Source organism: Streptomyces sediminimaris, from assembly GCF_047049295.1.
Classification (GTDB): domain Bacteria; phylum Actinomycetota; class Actinomycetes; order Streptomycetales; family Streptomycetaceae; genus Streptomyces; species Streptomyces sediminimaris.
The window spans coordinates 1,265,370-1,281,926 of record NZ_JBJWOT010000001.1 but is presented as its reverse complement, the minus strand read 5'-3'; the positions used below and the strand labels follow the sequence as shown (position 1 = coordinate 1,281,926).

Genomic DNA, 16,557 nt, shown 5'->3' with positions numbered 1-16,557 from the left:
AGAGCAGCACACCGACGTCGTCCGACACCACCGGTGAGGCCATTCCGAGCATGATTGACGACCTGGCGACCTTCCTGCGCGCCTGCGTTGACGAGGCCGGGCTGCCCGACTGGCACGATCGCTCTTGCCAGACACTCAGCCCAGCGCCCCCCGGCGTGCCGTTCGAGACGCTGTCGTGCAACTGCGGCGTGCCCACTCGTGCAGAGGCGCACCTCAACGCGGTGCGGCAGCTCCTCGACGAGCACCACGACACGAACGATGGAGACTGTGCCGCCTGCGTGGACGGTCAGTGGGGCTACCCGACGCACGGTGGCAGCACCCCACAACGCTTCCCCTGCCGGACGCTGCGCCTGGTGGCCGCGCCCTACGCTGGCCGGCCCGGCTACCGCGAGGAGTGGCGGCCCTGACCCGGGAGGTGACGCAGCGTGCTGTACGTCGTCACCGGCCCGCCGGCCGCGGGCAAGTCCAGCTGGATCGAGGCGAGGGCTCGGGCCACCGACATCGTCATCGACCTGGACCGCATCACCCGCGCCCTCACCGGCCCTGGCGCACCCCAGTGGAACCACGACCCCATCGCCAGCAAGGTCGCGCTCCGCGCCCGCTACGCGGCCATTGACGAGGCGGTCAAGCACCTCGACACCGTCGACGTGTACCTAATCCACACCATGCCCAGCCCCACCTGGCAGGCCCGCTACCGGCGCCTCGGTGCCGAGGTCATCACCGTCGACCCGGGCGAGCAAGTCGTGCGCGAGCGCGTCCGAGCGATGCGCTCACCCGGCATGGACCGGGTCGTGACCCGCTGGTACCGCCACTACCGGGGCAGCAGTACGGGGCGGGTGCAGGTGCAGGCGTCCCGTGACTGGTGACCAAGCGTCAACGTCGGCCGCAGCATCACGCAGCGCGACTGATTGAGCGATCGCGAGCCGACGCGAGCGCCGGACCATGATCCATTAGGGGGCCGGCGGGGGAGAGTGGGTCGAGACTTCAGCGAAGGAGCGGGCGACCCAAAAGCCCTTGTCGCCCGATTCTCTCCCCGAGCCGGTCCATTCTCCGCTGGAGCGAGCTTCAGCGGAAAATGGACCATGATCAACTCCGGGCTATCGTCACTCTGCGTCATGATCGCAATCTGTCACTGTCCGTGATGGCTTGTCAGATCGGAGGCGATCATGGGCGAGTCCGGCGGCAAGCGCATCCGCGCGGGCGCCGTCGCGAAGGCGACGAAGGCAGAACTCGATGACCTCGGTGTATCTCCCGAGACGAACGCTTCGGCCGCCGCCGCCATGCGGCTCGCCAAGATCATGGACTCGTCGGCAGACCCCAAGGAGGTCGCGGCCGCCGCCCGCGAGCTGCGCCAGGCCATGCACGTAGTGCGAGCGATGGCGCCGCCGAAGGACAGGGGGGACATCGTCGATGAGCTCTCTGCTCGCCGCCCCCGCCACAGCGCGTAACAGCCCTGACCCGATCGGCTGCCAGAGCCCGCGGATCATCTCCACCCCGCACTACCGGCGCATCGAGACCGGCCGTTGGAGCGGCGTCGAGGACCAGGAGGCGCTGGCCTTCCGGTCCCCGGCCGGTCAGGAAGCCATCGAGCTGGCGGCGGACGCCGGGCTGCACCTGGACCCGTGGCAGCAACTCGGCCTGCATCACAGCCTCGCCGAGGACGACGAGGGCCGCTGGACCAGCTTCGAGGTCGTCCAGAACGTCACCAGGCAGAACGGCAAGGGCGGGTACCTCGAGGCCCGGCAGATGGCCGGGGTCATGCTGTTCGGCGACAAGCTCGTCGTCCACACCGCGCACGAGTTCAAGACGGCGCGTGAGTCCTTCCGCCGACTGGACACGATGATCGAGGGCTCGTACGCCCTCAGCCGCCGCGTGAAGCGCGTCATCCGCGCGCACGGCGAGGAGGGTTTCGAGTTCCATAACGGCGCCCGGATCCTGTTCCTGGCGCGAACGGGCAGCTCAGGACGTGGCTTCTCCGGGGACCTGGTCGTGATGGACGAGGCCATGTCGCTGCGAGCGGCGCCCATCGGTGCACTGCTGCCGATCATGTCGGCTCGCCGCAACCCGCAGCTCGTCTACACCTGCAGCGCCGGGATCGGTCAGGAGAGCGAGCAGTTGGCGGTGTTGCGGGCCCGGGCGCTGGCGGACTCGCCGCAGCCGGACGAGTCGCTGACGTACCTGGAGTGGTCGGCCGTACTGCATGCGCGGGAGTGCCCGCGGGATGAGGACGGGCGGATTGTGTGTGCCGAGCACGATGACCGGGCGGATGTACGGACGTGGCAGCGGGTGAACCCCGCGCTCGGGATCCGGATCCGTGTGCAGGCTGTGCGGCGAGAGCTGGCGACGATGCGTCCGGACCTTTTCGACCGTGAGCGGCTCGGAGTGGGTGACTACCCGGCGCAGGTTGAGGAGACCTGGCAGGTCATCGAGGAGGCCACGTGGCGTGCCCTGCGGGTGCGTCAGTCCCGCCTCGCGGACCCGGTGGCGTTCTCCATCGATACGACCCCGGAGCGGACCTGGTCGGCCATCAGCGTGGCCGGCGGGACCGAGGACGAGGGGCGGCACGTCGAGGTGGTGGACCACCGGCCTGGTACGGACTGGGTCGTTGAGCGCGCCGCTGAGCTGGACGAGAAGTGGTCACCGTGCGCGTGGGTGATCGACGAAGGCGGTCCGGCCGGATCCCTGGCCCCGCTGCTGCGGAAGAAGCTCGCTGAACGCGGCCGCGATCACTTGGTGGTGGCGCCGAAGGTCCGCGAACTCACGCAGGCCTGCGGTCAGTTCTACGACCGGACGCAGAACCAGAGCCTGCAGCACCTGGACCAGGCGCCGATGGCGACCGCGCTGAGTGGCGCGACCAAGCGGGATGTGGGCGACGCGTGGCTGTGGTCGCGGCGTAACGACGGCGTGGACGTGTCCCCACTGGTGGCCGGGACCTACGCGCTGTGGGGCTGGGAGCAGTACCACGACGTCGAGCCGGAAGGGGCGCCGAACCTGTGGTGAAGAAGGAACCGGCTGAGCCGGAGGCCCGTGGGGGCGGTCGTGGGCTGCTGGTGCTGGAGGTGGCGTTCGTCCTGGTGGCGGTCGCCGGGCTGGCGTTGTGGAGCGTCCCGGGGGCCCTGGTGGTGGCTGGCGTGCTGGGGGTTCTGGCCTGCGAGCGGGCGTCGTCGCGGGCTGAGAGGCGTGCTGCTGAGGGGCAGCGCGGTGGGGAAGCGGGCGGGGGTGAGGGGCAGTGAGTGGGCTGTTCGGGCTGTTCGACGGGCGGACGCAGCGGGGGCTGGAGAGTCCGGCGCAGCCGCTCACCTCCGCTGCGCTGACCGAGTTCCTCGGTGGGGTGCAGTCGGACGCCGGGATGCCGGTGTCGGAGACGACGGCGCTGCGTGCGTCGCCGGTGTGGCGGGCGGTGTCGCTGATCGCTGGCGTGTCGTCGGCGCTGCCGCTGCCGACGTACAAGGAGGGCACCCGGGAGAAGCAGCCGTTCGATCTGCTGCGCGACCCGCACCCGGACCTGACGCCGGTGGAGCTGTGGCGGTTCGCTTACCTGTACCGGGTGCTGTGGGGTAACTCCTACATTCAGAAGGTCCGCAACGGGGCCGGTCAGATCCGCGAGTTGTGGCCGGTCTCCTCGGACCGTGTGCGCGTCGACCGGGAGAAACCCAGCGAGGGCAACCCGTCGGGTAAGTGGTTCTACGTCACGGACGACTGGGGCGTCCTGCACATCCTGACGCCCCGCGACATCCTCCACATTCCCGGGCTCGGCTACGACGGCCTCACCGGCTGCTCGCCCGTACGGCTGGCCGCGCAGGGCATCGGCCTCGCGCAGGCCGCCGAGAAGAGCGCTGCCCGCCTCTTCGGCAACGGCAACATGGTCGGCGGCGTGCTGCAGACTGATCAGCGCCTGGAGCCGGACCAGGCCGAGCGGCTCAAGCAGCGGTGGAAAGCCAGGATGTCCGGAGTCCACAACAGCCACGAGATCGCCGTCCTGGACAGCGGCGCCTCCTACAAGAGCGTGGCGATGCCGAACACAGATGCCCAGTTCCTCGAGTCGCGGCAGTTCCAAGTCACCGAGATCGCCCGCATGTTCGGCGTGCCGCCGTTCCTGCTGATGTCCACTGAGAAGAGCACGTCGTGGGGCACCGGGCTTGAGCAGCAGGCGCAAGGCTGGGTGACCTTCGACCTCAACCCGACGTGGCTGACACCGACCGAGCAGCGGGTGACGAAGGAGCTGCTGCCGCCGTCGCTGTACGCGAACTACCAGATGGGCGGGCTGCTGCGGGGCGACAGCGCCGCCCGGGCGACGTACTACCGGGCGATGCGCGACGTCGGCGCGTACAGCGCCGACGACGTGCGGGCGCTCGAGGAGATGCCGCCGCTGCCGGCGGGCCAGGGCGGCGACGTCCACCTGCAGCCGATGTACATGGCCCCTCTGGGCTCCAACCCTCTCGCTCCGGACGGCAGTCAGCCTGCGGGGGCGGGCTCGAACAGGGCGCGGGCGGCCGCGCTGATGGCGGAGGCGCAGCGGCTGCTGCAGACCCCTGACGAGACTGAGGAAGGCTTCTGATGAGGACTCTGACGAGGACGACGACCGAGGAGCGCCGCCGCCTGCCTCTCTCGACGGCGGACGTGGTGATCCGGGCCATCGAGGGCGACACCGCGAATGAGCGGTTCCACGGGTACGCCGCGAAGTTCAACTCCCGCACGGCGATCGGGAATCCCCTGAAGTGGGGGTTCTACGAGGAGATCGCGCCGGGCGCGTTCACCAAGACCCTGCAGGAAGGCGACGCCCGGTTCCTCGTCGACCACGACTCCTACTACGTGGTGTCGCGGGTTACGGCCGGCACGCTGTCGCTGGCCGAGGACGCCGTGGGGCTGCCGGTCGACTCGGCCCTCGATACCGCTCTGTCGTACGTCAATGACCTGAAGGCCAACGTCCGCAACGGCAACATCACCGGCATGTCCTTCGGGTTCTACGTCCTGAAGGACCAGTGGTCGACCGAGACGGTGGAGACCTCCGACGGTCAGACCGTCGAGGTCGAGGTGCGGCGCATCCTCGAGGTCCGCCTGATCGAGGTGTCCGCGGTGACGTTCCCCGCGTACGAGGACACGGAGGCCGAGCTCGCCAGCGTCGCCTCGGCGCTCGTCCAGCGCGGTGACCGGGCCGCGATCGAGCAGCGGGCCCGGTTCCGTCCGGAGTTGCGGGACCTGCTGCAGCTGCTCGACGGTAAGACCGCGGCCGTCTCCTCGGCGGACGGGGCGGCACCGGAGGCCGGCCAGAGCGTCCGGCAGGACGTCCTCGAGGACCGCGGCGCGATGCCCGTGCACTCCACCGACACCTCGGACGCGGCGTGGGACGGTCCGGCCAACGTGAAGGATCTCCCCTCGGAGGAGTCCGCGCTGCGGATGGCGTACGCCTGGGTTGACCCCGATGGCGACCCGGACGCCAAGTCGTCGTACCGGTTCATCCACCACTTCGTGGACATGGACGGCAACGTGGGCGCCGCCTCGACGACCGCGTGCACCACCGGCATCGGCGTCCTCAACGGCGCCCGTGGCGGGACCACGATCCCCGACGAAGACCGCCAGGCGGTCTACAAGCACCTGGCCCGGCACCTGAAGGACGCCGGGTTGAAGGCCCCCGAACTGAAGGCAGTTGGCAGCGAGCCGGGTGAGTCCACTCGCGAGACCAGCACACCGGAGCCCGCCGCGGCCCCGGCCGCCACCGAGCCGGCAGAGACCACTCGGAGCGACCGAGATGCGCGCGCACTCCGTATGAGGGGCCTGGCAGCCCGCTACGGGCTGCCCACGTCCCGCTCGTAACCAAGTACTCACCCGAAGGCCCTGCACCGCTGGTGTGGGGGCCTTCGCCATGTCTGAAGGGAAACCGAGCATGAGCGTGCAGCTCACCCGGCTCATCGAAGAGCAGAACACCATCTGGCAGCGGATGCAGGACATCCAGTCCCTCGCCGAGCGGGAGAACCGGGACTGGACGGCAGAGGAGCGCGCCAACTGGGACGCCGCGGAAGCGCGGCTGACCGAGGTGTCCGGAGACATCGAGCGTCTCAACAAGATGGCCTCCCTCGACAAGATCGACCGCGACCAGGTCGTCACCACCACCGGCGAGCCCGGGGGCCGCAGGGGCGACGACTCCGAGGAGAAGGCCAAGCGCTACAGCGAGGCCTTCGGCCGCTACCTGCGCGGCGGCATGGACCGGCTCACCCCGGACCAGCGGAACCTGATGATGGACAACGAGGTCGACCTGCGCGCGATGGGCGGGAACATCGACACCGCGGGCGGCTTCGTAGTCCCGGACGAGTTCCGCAACATCATGACCGAGACGATGAAGGCCTTCGGCGGCCTGCTCGGTCTGGCCGAGGTCATCCCGACCGGCACCGGCGCCGACCTGAAGTGGCCGACCAACGACGACACGGACAACGAGGGCGAGATCCTCGGCGAGAACGAGGCGGCCGGCGAGCAGGACATCAACGTCGGCGGCCGGACGCTGAAGGCGTACATCTTCAGCTCCAAGCAGGTCAAGCTGTCGATGTCTCTCCTGCAGGACTCCGTGTTCCCGCTCGACTCCTGGGTGCCGAAGAAGCTCGGCGAGCGCATCGGCCGCCGCGCCGCCCGGGCCTGGACCACCGGCACCGGCGTCGACCAGCCCGAGGGCCTGACCACCGGCGCCGTGGTCGGCAAGCAGGGCGCGAACGGCCAGACCACCTCGCTCATCTACGACGACCTGATCGACCTCGAGCACAGCGTCGACAGCGCGTACCGGCCCAACGGCCGGTACCTGATGCACGACAACACGCTCAAGGTGATCCGCAAGCTGAAGGACAGCCAGCAGCGTCCCCTGTGGGTGCCGATCCCCGCGCCGGGCTTCCCGGCCACGATCAACGGGTTCGAGTACACCCTCGACAACTCGATGCCGACCCCGGCCGCGTCCGCCAAGACCATCGCGTTCGGCGACTTCCGCGCGGGCTACGTCATCCGCCAGGTCCAGCAGATCCAGACCCTGCGCCTGACGGAGCGATACGCGGAGAAGCTGCAGGTCGCGTTCCTCGGCTTCTCCCGCCTGGACGGCATGATTCAGGACTCGTCCGCGATCCGCCTGTACCAGCACTCGGCCGTCTGACCAACCCCGCCCACGGGCCCAGGACTTGACCCTGGGCCCGTCGGCATTCCCAGGAAGGAGCGCGTCGTGAAGGACGCGTACAACAACCTGCTCACGCTGAGCTCTCTCACCCCGGCGGCGTACACGGCGTCGACGAACGGCACCACCGTGGACCGGGCCGGGGACAACCTGTTCCAGGACGCCCTGGTCGCCATCCCGGTCGGAACCGTGACGGACGGCACGCACACCTTCGAGGTGCAGGAGTCCGACGACGACACCACCTGGTCGGCGGTCGCCGACGAGCACCTGCAGGGCACCGAGCCCGCCGTGACCTCGGCCACGGACCAGACCGTGTACGAGATCGGCTACAAGGGCTCCAAGCGCTATCTGCGGGTCGTCACGACGGTGACCGGTTCGCCGGCCACGGGTGGCGTGTACGGCGCACACGTCGTGCTCGCCAACCCGCGCGTGGCCCCGGTGGTGCGCAGCTGATGGCACGGATCCGAGTGCTGGAAGCGATCGCCGGGGCCGACTTCTCGTGGGCGCCCGGCGACGTGGTCGACGTGTCGGACGAGGAGGCGGCCGGCTGGGCGGACGGGCACCGCGCCGTCCTCGCCGACCACGAACCGGCGCAGCAGGTCGCCGGGGGCAGCCGCATCCCGCGGGTCATCGACGAGGACGGCCTGGAACTCGAGGTCCTCGACGCGGTGGAAGACATCGAGCCGCCGGACGGCCAAGAGGACGGCCTGTCCTGGTCTCGCTGGTCGGTCACGGTACGGCGGCCCGCCCCGGCCGCCAGCGGTGGCGGCGAGTCACCGGTGCCGGTGGATCCGGCTGACCTCGAGAACGAGGAACCCGCGAACGAGGACGGGCAAGCGCCGGCAGCGGCGTTCGACCCGCGCGAGCACACCAACAAGGAAGTCCTCGCCTACCTCGACACCGTCGGAGAACAGGAGGCCCTGCGCGTGCTGAACATCGAGGCATCCGAGGGCGAGAACCGTGCCGGCATCGCGAAGAACCGGGAGGCGGTCCTCGAAGCGGCGCGGGCCCGGGACGCCGCCGCGGGTGGCCAGCTGCAGGCGGAGAAGGCCGCGGACTTCTCCCGTGGTGGGGGCAGTGCCGAGACGCCCGAGACACGCGACTGGTAGGAGGTGAGCCGTGCCGTTCAATCTCGGTTCGACCGCGCGCCTGATCGCCCAGTGCCGTGACCCGGGCGGCACGGCCGCTACCGCTGGCACCGCCACCGTGACGGTCACCCTGCCGGACGGCACCACAGCCACTCCGGCGGCGGAGGAGACCGCAACGGTCGGCACCTATCAGGCTGACTACGTCACCACGGCGCCCGGTCGGCACACGGTGCGGTGGGTGTTCAGCAACCCGGCCCACGCCTACACAGACGTCTTCGACGTGTGGCCCGAGGCTCCACCACCGGTGCTGTCCCTGGCCGACGCGAAGAACCACATCAACAACAGTGGCTCGGACGAAGACGACGAGATCCGGTTCTGGATCAACGCCACTACGCGTGCGGTGGAGTTCTTCGCAGGCCCGATCGTCGTACGGGCCGTCACCGAGAAACACAACGTCAGGTGCGTGCACGAGCTGGCGCTGCGCCAGGTACCCGCGCTCGCGCTCACGAGCCTGGTCGCTGTCCTTGATGGCGCACCGTCCTACGACGCCGCCACGCTCGACCTGGACGGCGACACGGGCATCGTGCAACGCAAGGACGGTGGCCTGCTCTACGGGCCCCTGCGTGCGACCTACAGCGCGGGCCGCCCCATCGTCACGGAGAACATCACCGGCTGCGCGCGGGTCATCTTTCAGCACCTGTGGCGGACCCAGCGTTCCGGCCGCCGCGGCGGTCTCGCCGGTGGTGGCGACGACTACTCGGTGACCGAGCCGATTCCCGGCCTCGGCTTCGCCGTCCCGAACCGGGCCCTGGAGTTGCTGGGCCCGGACCGACTCCCCCCAGGAATGGCGTAAATGGCATCCCGAGTACCCGATGTGATCGAGGCGCTGGTCGCGCGTGGCAAGACGGACAGCGGCCTCAAGGCCATGGGAGTCGTCGTCACGGACGGCCCGGAAGTGACCGAGCAGGGCGCACAGGACTGGCTGATCGTCGGCTTCGACGGTGACCCCGAAGGTGACTTCCAGGCGGCACAGACCGTGGGCGGCTGGTCCGACCTCAGCACCGGCCGCGAAGAGACCTTCCAGGTGACGGTGGCAGCCATCGCCGGGCGTGGCGACACCGACGTGTCCAAGGCCCGCAAGCAGGCGTACGCGATCGGCGCGGTCGTCGAGGGCTGGCTCCGCGCCGAGCCGAGCATCGGACTGCGCTCACTCGAGGCCGGCATCGAGGCCACACGCCTCGTCCAGGACCAGACCGAGGACGGCGTCCAGGCAGTGCTGCTGCTGACAGTGGCCGGCCGCGCCTTCACGTAAGGAGAAACGAGATGGCTGCACTCTCGACGACCGTGGTGGGGCTGACCGGCGCAGCCGTGGCCTACACCGCGGCGGCCGGCGGCGGCGACACCTGCCAGACCGGGGCAGGCGTCCTGCTGCTGGTGAGAAACGACGACGCCTCCAGCCACACGGTGACCCTGGCGACCCCGGGCACCGTCAACGGCCTGGCGATCGCCGACCGCGCGGTGACCGTGGCGGCCGGCGCCGAGGAGGCGATCCCCGTCACCAACGACTACCGCGACCCGTCCACGGGCCTGGCCGCGATCACCTACGACGCGGTCACGTCGGTGACCGTGGCCGTCGTCCGGGTGCCGGTCTGATGGCCCGCGTGACGCTGACGCACCCCGATCTGCCGGACCAGCCGATCGAGGTCGACGAGGCATCGGTGCCGCACTACCGGGCGTCGGGCTGGCAGCTCGCCCAGGAGCGACCCCAGAAGACCACCAAGGCCAAGGCGGCGAGGCGCCGTCGGCAGACAGGAGATGAGAGCTGATGGCGACTCCGATCAACGCCAGCGTCCGCTACTACCGGCGCGGCACGACGAAGGTGCTGTGGGTACCGACGATCGCCAGCAAGGCCGCGCCGACCCGCGTGGAGCTCGACGCGGGTACGGCGCTCGAGGGCGAGACCGGGGCGATGGGCGGCTGGCAGACCACGTCGGCCACCGTCGGTACGCCGGCGCTCGGCTCGCGGTTCACGCCGGTCGTGGGCGGTGAGATCACCGCCGCCGACTCGTCGCTGACGTTCTGGGCGTCGAAGGACGGCGACGACGTCCGCACCCTGCTGAACAGGGAGGACGTCGGGTTCATCGTGTGGATGGACGAGGGCGATGTCGCCGGGCAGACCATGGACGTCTACCCGGTCACGGTCACTTCGCAGGCCAAGGTCCGCGAGCTGGACCAGGCGGCGCAGATCATGGCCCAGTTCGCGATCACCAGCGAGCCGGCCGAGAACGTCACCATCCCGGCCTGATCATGCCGGGCAGTGTGCAGATCCTCGGTACGGGCCAGCTGCTGGAGCTGTCGAGGCGGCTGCGTGCGGCGGGCGGGCCGCGGCTGCGGGCCAACACCGCCCGCCGTATCCGCCGGGCCGCCGAGCCGCTGCACCGTGACCTGCAGCAGGCGATCCGCACCGTGCAGCTGCCCGGCTCAGGCCGCAAGGTACGCGGCGGGCCCTCGCCCACCACGCGGCCGCTGCGGGCCACGCTGGCGGGCGCCGTGCGTATCAGCGTCCGCTCCGGGGCCAGCCCGGGCGCCCGGGTGTGGCTGGACAAGACGCGGCTGCCGGAGGACCTGCGGAACATGCCGTGGGTCATCGAGCAGGGCCGCGTCAGGCATCCGGTGTTCGGCAACCGCAAGCGGTGGACGACGCAGTGGGCGCGCCCCACGGGCTGGTGGTCCAAGACGATTCAGGACGGCACCCCGCGGATGCGGGCCGAAGTGGAACGGGTCCTCGGCGACGTCCGCCGAGACCTCCAGTGAGAAGGACACGGATGATCATCACCTACGTGCAGGACGACGGCACCGAGGAGCGGTACACCACCGACGACCTGTCGGCGCTCGAAGCGGCCGCCATCGAGGAGGCCATGGGCGACACCCCGTGGCGGTTCATCGAGGACCAGCTCCGCGGCCAGCGCCCCACGGCCATGCGTGCCGTCCTGTGGGTGTTCCGCCGGCGTACGGAACCGAAGCTGGAGTTCAGCGAGTTCGACGTGCCCGGGTGGAAGCGGCGCATGCGGTGCCGCATCGAGCGATTCGAGATCGACGACATCCTCGACAACCTCGTCCAGACCGCGCTCGCCAACAACGAGGACGCGTCCATCAACGCGATGCTGCCGCATCTCTACAGCCTCGCCCAGAACCGGGCCGACGTCGACGCCGCGCTCGACGCGCTGGGAAAAGGCCACCTGGCAGCGGGCCGGGAGGACTCCGCGGCCTGATCGAACAGTACGAACCGCTGTTCTTCCACCACCTGCACATGCAGCCCAGCGAATTCGACCGCCTGTCCCCGGACCGGTTCCTGCGCCTGGTCGCGTGGATCGACCGGCACGCGGCCACCAGATGACTAAGGGGGTGAGCCGTCGTGCCAGCGCGCCTCACCTTCACCCTCGCCGGACGCGACGAACTCAGCCGGGTCCTGAACAACACCGCCGACGCGAGCGACCGGCTCCGGCTGCGGATGGCCGGCATCACCGGAGACGCCGACGGCCGGCTGAGGGACCTGCAGGGCAACCTTCTGTCGACCGCCGATGCCCAGCGCCGTCTCGACGACCGGACGGGGCAGGTCCGCGGCCGATTCGACGAGATGTCGAAGGCGGGCGAGAAGCTCGGTGAGTCGCTGAGGGCCAACCTGATCAGCCTGGCCCCGGCCGCGATCCCCGCCTCAGCCGCCCTGGCCAACTCGGCGGGCGTACTGGCCGGTCAGCTCGGCGCCGTGGCCGTGGCAGCCGTCGCCTACGGCGTGGCGCTCAAGCCCCAGATCACGGCGATCAGTGACGCGGTCGACGCGCAGACCAAGTACGAGGACGCGGTCCGCACCAGCGGCGCCACATCGCAAGAGGCGATCAAGGCCCAGGTCGCCTATCAGCAGCAGCTGGACAAGATGCCGCCCGCGACCCGGCAGGCCGCGGTCGCGGTGGGGCTGCTGCGCGACAACTTCCAGCACTGGTCGGACTCCCTTGCGGGCGATGTGATGGGCCCGTTCAACAAGGGCGTCGCCATCGCCAACGACCTGTTGCCCAAGACCAGCGGCCTGGTCAAGGGCGCCTCAGCTCAGTTCGACCGGCTCGTCACCGAGCTTGGCGGAGCCATCGAGACACCCGGCTTCGACAAGGTCACCGGCAAGTTCACCGACTTCGCCGACACGACGATGGACCACGCGGTCGACGAGCTGAACATCTTCCTGGCCAAGCTCAACGCCGGCGAGTACGACAACTCCGGGTTCAGCACGTTCCTCGACTATGCGCGCGCCAACGGGCCCGCCGTATGGGAGACCCTGCAGAACCTGGGCGACGCTCTGCTGAACGTGCTGCAGGCCGGATCCGACGTGGGCGTCGGCATGCTCGACGTCGTCAACGTGCTGTCCGACATCGTGGCCGCGGTGCCGCCCGACGCGATCGCGACCATCCTGCAACTGGCCATCGCCATCAAGGCCGTGCGCCTGGCCGCGGTCGGTGCGGACGCGGCTAAGGCCGCCATGCTCGCGATCGCCACGCAGGTCGCGGCGATGAACACCGCGGCGGCCGCCGCGCCGACCCGGCTCGCTGGAGTGACGGCGGCGATCGGCGGCCTGTCCCGCGGGGCGAAACTGGCCGTCGCCGGCACCGGTCTCGGGCTGCTGCTCGTCGCGCTGACCGAGCTGTCCAGCCACAGCCAGAAACCGAAGCCGGACGTCGACAAACTGACCACGTCCCTCAAGAGCCTCGCCGAGACCGGCAAGGTGACCGGCGAGGCGGCACGAACTTTCGGCAAGGACCTGTCCGGGCTCGGAGACGCCTTCCAGAAGGCGATCGACCCCAAGGGCCTGGACCAGTTCCAGCAGTCGATCATCAGCTTCTTCGGCACGGACTCCACCCCGGTGAAGAACGCCAAGGAGGACATCGACGCCGTCGACAAGGCCCTCGCCAACCTCGTGTCCAGCGGGCAGGCCGACCTAGCGGCGGCCGCCCTGGACCACGTCATGAAGAAGCTCAAGGCACAGGGCTTCTCCGCGAAGGAGGTTGAGGGCCAGCTCGACGACTACCGGGACGCCCTCGCGGGCCAGGCCCTCGAGCAGCAGCTCGCCGCTGAGTCCATGGGGCTGTTCGGTACCCAGGCCCAGACCGTGCAGGCGCAGCTCGACGCGCAGAAGCAGAGCGCCGATGGGTTGAGGCAGTCGATCCAGGCGCTCAACGACGTGCAGCGGTCCGCCCTGGATGGGCAGATCGGGTTCGAGGCCGCCATCGACGCCGCGTCGAAGGCCGCCAAGGACAACGCCGGCGTCCTCGACATGCAGGGCGGCAAGCTGGTCACGAACACGGACAAGCAGCGGGCCGCAGCCCAGGCCCTCTCGGACCTGGCGGCCAAGACCGACTCGGCCACGGCCAGCGCACGCGAGTCCGGCGCCTCCTGGTCGGAGGTCTCTTCGATCTACCAGCGGGGCCGTGCCGCGTTCATCAAGTCCGCCGAGGCGATGGGCCTCACGCGCGCCCAGGCCAAGGCACTGGCCGACCAGATCCTGAAGACCCCCAACAAGACCGCCTACTTGAAGGGGAACTTGCAGGACCTGCAGGCCAAGCTGGCGACCGCCAGGAGGCAGCTGCGGTCGGTGCCGGACGCGCGCCGGGCGCAGGTGCGGGCGACCATCGCCGACCTGGAGCGGAAGATCCGCATCGCCAAGGACGCCCTGAACAACCTCGACGGCTACTCGGCGACGACGTGGATCTACACCAACTATGCGACCCCGCACCACATGGCCACCGGCGGCCTGCTGCACCGCGCGCACGGCGGGCCCATCCCCGGCTTCCCGGGCGGCGGCCACATCATGGGGCCCGGTACCGCGACGTCCGACAGCGTCCTGCTGTGGGGCTCCAACGGCGAGTACGTCGTCAAGGCGGCGAGTGTCCAGAAGTACGGGCTGAAGTTCATGGAAGCCCTGAACAACGGTGCTCTGCCCGTCGGCAGGGCGGCGCCTCGGGCCGGTCTGCCGGCGGTGCCCGACTCGGCCACGGTCTCGGCCGGAGGAAGCGACCGGCCGGCGGTCACGTACAACGTGTACCCGCGGGCGTCGGTGATCAGCGTGGAGGACCTGCAGCTGCTGCAGCGGCAGGAGGAGGCGCGCCAGCGTGTGGGGAGGCCCGAGTAGATGCCCCTGATCACAGCGGCGGTCACCACCCCGCCAGCGCCGACCACCCCGCCCATCGAGGTGCCGGAGATCGGCTTTGCGGTCATCACGTACATCGACCCGACCGGCACACGGTGGCCGATGACCGACCTGACCGCCGACTGGTACACCCTCGCCGAGGGCGTCTCCGGCCTCGGCGCGGCCCCGTACACGCTGACGTCGGATGCGCACCCGCGGGGCGGGGCGCGGCTGCGGTACGTGCAGCCGCAGCCCCGCACGATCGTGTGGCCGCTGCTGGTCAAGGGCGCCGACCACCAGCAGTTCACGAACAACTGGCGGGCCCTCGCCCAGGCGTTCACCAGGACGCTGCGCCAGCAGGCGGACGGCAGTTTCAGCCCGGGCACGCTTGAGGTGGCCCGCCCGGACGGCCGGGTGCGCACCATCGCCGTCTATTACTCCAGCGGCTGGGACGGCCGCGGGCAGACGGCGACCGGCATCACCTGGGACAGCGCGGTCCTCACGCTGTGGTGCGAAGACCCCTACTGGGTGGATGCCGAACCGGTCACCGTGCACCGGGAGACCGGGTCCCCGGTCGACTACCTCACCCCGTACCCAACGGTGTCGTCGTCGCAGGTGCTGGGCGCCACCACGGTCACCAACCCGGGCGACGTCGAGGTATGGCCGGAGTGGCGGATCACCGGGCCCGCCAGCTTGATCACGTTCACCCGGGATGACACCGGCGAGTCCTTCGCCCTGGACATGACGGCCACCGCGCACGGCGCGCTGCTGGCCGGGGAAACGGTGACGGTGTCCACCGACCCGCCCCGGGTGCGCTCCGGCACCGGCGAGAACCTCGTGGCCGGCCTCAACTTCCCTACGGCCGTGCTGTGGTCCCTGCCCCCGGGCCAGACGCCGGTCACCTTCCAGCTCGACGGCGCCGCAGCGGGCAGCGCCGTCGACCTCGTCTTCCACCCGAGGTACGAGACCGCATGACGATCCAACTGCTGGTCACCGACCGCAACCTCAACGTCCTCGGCGACCCGATCCCCAAGTGGACCAAGCTGTCCTGCGACCTGAACTTCAACAAGCCCGCCTCGGGTTCCATCACGCTGCCAGCGTGGCCGTCCACCGTGGAGCTCCTGCAACCCGGCAACCGCCTGGTCGTAGTACGGGACAACTCGATCTGGTGCGCAGGCCCGTTCGAGGAACCGCAGAACTACAAGTGGGACCTCGAACAGGACAACGGGCCAGGCACCGTCACCGCGGCGTTCAGCGACGACCTGGCGCGGGTGGCCGGCTACCTCACCTACCCCGACCCGACATCTGACTTCGAGGCGCAGACCACCACCAGCGACGAGGTGCGCAGCATCACCAGCACCAACGCTGAGACGATCATCCGCACGTTGGTGAACGAGAATTGCGGGCCCGGCGCCCTATCGTCCCGGCAGATCGAACAGCTCGTCCTCGACGACGTCGCCGGCGTCGGCAGCACCACCAGCATCTCCACGCGGTTTCAGGCGCTGCTGGACGCCTGCCGGACCGTGGCCGCGGGCGGCGGCGGCCTCGGCTTCCGCACCAGGCAGGACGCCGGGCAGATCAAATTCGGTGTGTACGCGCCGACGGACCGGACCGGCACCGCGCGGTTCTCCAAGGGCCTGGGCAACCTGCGCAGCGTCGGGTTCACCATGGGGGCTCCGCTGGCCACATCGGAGCTGGTGCAGGGAGGCAACGACCCCGCCGAGACCGCGACACCGGCGAACGTCCGCGTCTACGTCGAGGTCGCCTCCGGCGCGGCCGCCGACTGGTATCGGGTGGAGAAGCTCGTCGAGCAGACCGGCACCGCGGACGACTCCAACGGCGAGCTCACCCAGGCCGGCACGCTCGCCCTCGGCGACGACAACCCGCAGGCGAGCTTGTCGACGGTGACCGTCGACACCCCCGACCTGAAGGCCGGCCGGGACTACGGCCTCGGCGACCGGGTCACGATCGCCCTGCCGACGGGCCTGGAGATCGCGGACATCGTGCAGACGATCCGCCTCGAGGCGACCCCCGACGAGGGCGAGCTGGTCACCACCGTGATCGGCGACTCCGACAAGAGCACGACCACGGCCATGGTGCGCGTCGTGCGTGATCTGGCCCGCAGGCTCGGCCGACTGGAAGCGAGGTAA

Annotated in this window: 19 protein-coding genes; all 19 read left to right on the top strand. The window is 70.0% G+C overall.

Going from position 1 to position 16,557, the window contains the following annotated elements; genetic code table 11:
- Positions 1 to 50 precede the first annotated feature (50 nt).
- A complete protein-coding gene (locus ACJ9NR_RS05850) occupies positions 51 to 407 on the top strand; it encodes a DUF6221 family protein (protein ID WP_412489390.1) in 357 nt (118 codons plus the stop codon).
- An 18-nt stretch (positions 408 to 425) separates the two neighbouring features.
- Entirely contained in the window at positions 426 to 866 is a 441-nt protein-coding gene (locus tag ACJ9NR_RS05845) for an AAA family ATPase (RefSeq protein WP_412489391.1), read from the top strand.
- Between the two features lie 300 nt (positions 867 to 1,166).
- Positions 1,167 to 1,448, top strand: a complete 282-nt coding sequence (locus tag ACJ9NR_RS05840) for a hypothetical protein (RefSeq protein WP_412489392.1) — start codon at positions 1,167 to 1,169, stop codon at positions 1,446 to 1,448.
- On the top strand, positions 1,411 to 3,000 hold the full coding sequence (locus ACJ9NR_RS05835) for a terminase (protein ID WP_412489393.1): 1,590 nt from the start codon (positions 1,411 to 1,413) through the stop codon (positions 2,998 to 3,000). Before ACJ9NR_RS05840 ends, ACJ9NR_RS05835 begins: the two co-directional genes overlap by 38 nt.
- Positions 3,001 to 3,229: 229 nt before the next feature.
- A complete protein-coding gene (locus tag ACJ9NR_RS05830; protein ID WP_412489394.1) occupies positions 3,230 to 4,558 on the top strand; it encodes a phage portal protein in 1,329 nt (442 codons plus the stop codon).
- Complete coding sequence (locus tag ACJ9NR_RS05825) at positions 4,558 to 5,814, top strand: HK97 family phage prohead protease (RefSeq protein ID WP_412489395.1); 1,257 nt, start codon at positions 4,558 to 4,560, stop codon at positions 5,812 to 5,814. The genes ACJ9NR_RS05830 and ACJ9NR_RS05825 overlap by 1 nt, the downstream gene beginning before the upstream one ends.
- A 70-nt stretch (positions 5,815 to 5,884) precedes the next feature.
- Complete coding sequence (locus ACJ9NR_RS05820; protein ID WP_412489396.1) at positions 5,885 to 7,129, top strand: phage major capsid protein; 1,245 nt, start codon at positions 5,885 to 5,887, stop codon at positions 7,127 to 7,129.
- A 66-nt stretch (positions 7,130 to 7,195) separates the two neighbouring features.
- The gene (locus ACJ9NR_RS05815; RefSeq protein ID WP_412489397.1) at positions 7,196 to 7,600 is read left to right on the top strand and encodes a hypothetical protein; all 405 of its coding nucleotides are present in this window, start codon (positions 7,196 to 7,198) and stop codon (positions 7,598 to 7,600) included.
- Positions 7,600 to 8,256, top strand: a complete 657-nt coding sequence (locus tag ACJ9NR_RS05810; protein WP_412489398.1) for a hypothetical protein — start codon at positions 7,600 to 7,602, stop codon at positions 8,254 to 8,256. The genes ACJ9NR_RS05815 and ACJ9NR_RS05810 overlap by 1 nt, the downstream gene beginning before the upstream one ends.
- Before the next feature lie 10 nt (positions 8,257 to 8,266).
- The gene (locus tag ACJ9NR_RS05805) at positions 8,267 to 9,088 is read left to right on the top strand and encodes a hypothetical protein (protein ID WP_412489399.1); all 822 of its coding nucleotides are present in this window, start codon (positions 8,267 to 8,269) and stop codon (positions 9,086 to 9,088) included.
- Positions 9,089 to 9,547: a hypothetical protein gene (locus ACJ9NR_RS05800; RefSeq protein WP_412489400.1), complete on the top strand. Its 459-nt coding sequence runs from the start codon at positions 9,089 to 9,091 to the stop codon at positions 9,545 to 9,547. It begins immediately after the preceding gene.
- Positions 9,548 to 9,558: 11 nt separating this feature from the next.
- On the top strand, positions 9,559 to 9,888 hold the full coding sequence (locus tag ACJ9NR_RS05795) for a hypothetical protein (protein ID WP_412489401.1): 330 nt from the start codon (positions 9,559 to 9,561) through the stop codon (positions 9,886 to 9,888).
- Between the two features lie 8 nt (positions 9,889 to 9,896).
- Positions 9,897 to 10,061 (top strand): hypothetical protein, encoded by a 165-nt coding sequence (locus tag ACJ9NR_RS05790; RefSeq protein ID WP_412489402.1) that lies wholly within the window; start codon positions 9,897 to 9,899, stop codon positions 10,059 to 10,061.
- Positions 10,061 to 10,540, top strand: a complete 480-nt coding sequence (locus ACJ9NR_RS05785) for a phage tail tube protein (protein WP_412489403.1) — start codon at positions 10,061 to 10,063, stop codon at positions 10,538 to 10,540. Before ACJ9NR_RS05790 ends, ACJ9NR_RS05785 begins: the two co-directional genes overlap by 1 nt.
- 2 nt (positions 10,541 to 10,542) lie before the next feature.
- Positions 10,543 to 11,049, top strand: a complete 507-nt coding sequence (locus tag ACJ9NR_RS05780) for a hypothetical protein (protein ID WP_412489404.1) — start codon at positions 10,543 to 10,545, stop codon at positions 11,047 to 11,049.
- 11 nt (positions 11,050 to 11,060) lie between these two features.
- Positions 11,061 to 11,507, top strand: coding sequence for a hypothetical protein (locus ACJ9NR_RS05775; RefSeq protein ID WP_412489405.1), 447 nt, complete (start codon positions 11,061 to 11,063; stop codon positions 11,505 to 11,507).
- Between the two features lie 143 nt (positions 11,508 to 11,650).
- Positions 11,651 to 14,410, top strand: a complete 2,760-nt coding sequence (locus tag ACJ9NR_RS05770; RefSeq protein ID WP_412489406.1) for a PspA/IM30 family protein — start codon at positions 11,651 to 11,653, stop codon at positions 14,408 to 14,410.
- The gene (locus tag ACJ9NR_RS05765) at positions 14,411 to 15,382 is read left to right on the top strand and encodes a phage tail family protein (RefSeq protein ID WP_412489407.1); all 972 of its coding nucleotides are present in this window, start codon (positions 14,411 to 14,413) and stop codon (positions 15,380 to 15,382) included. It abuts the gene before it with no gap.
- On the top strand, positions 15,379 to 16,557 hold the full coding sequence (locus tag ACJ9NR_RS05760; RefSeq protein ID WP_412489408.1) for a siphovirus ReqiPepy6 Gp37-like family protein: 1,179 nt from the start codon (positions 15,379 to 15,381) through the stop codon (positions 16,555 to 16,557). Before ACJ9NR_RS05765 ends, ACJ9NR_RS05760 begins: the two co-directional genes overlap by 4 nt.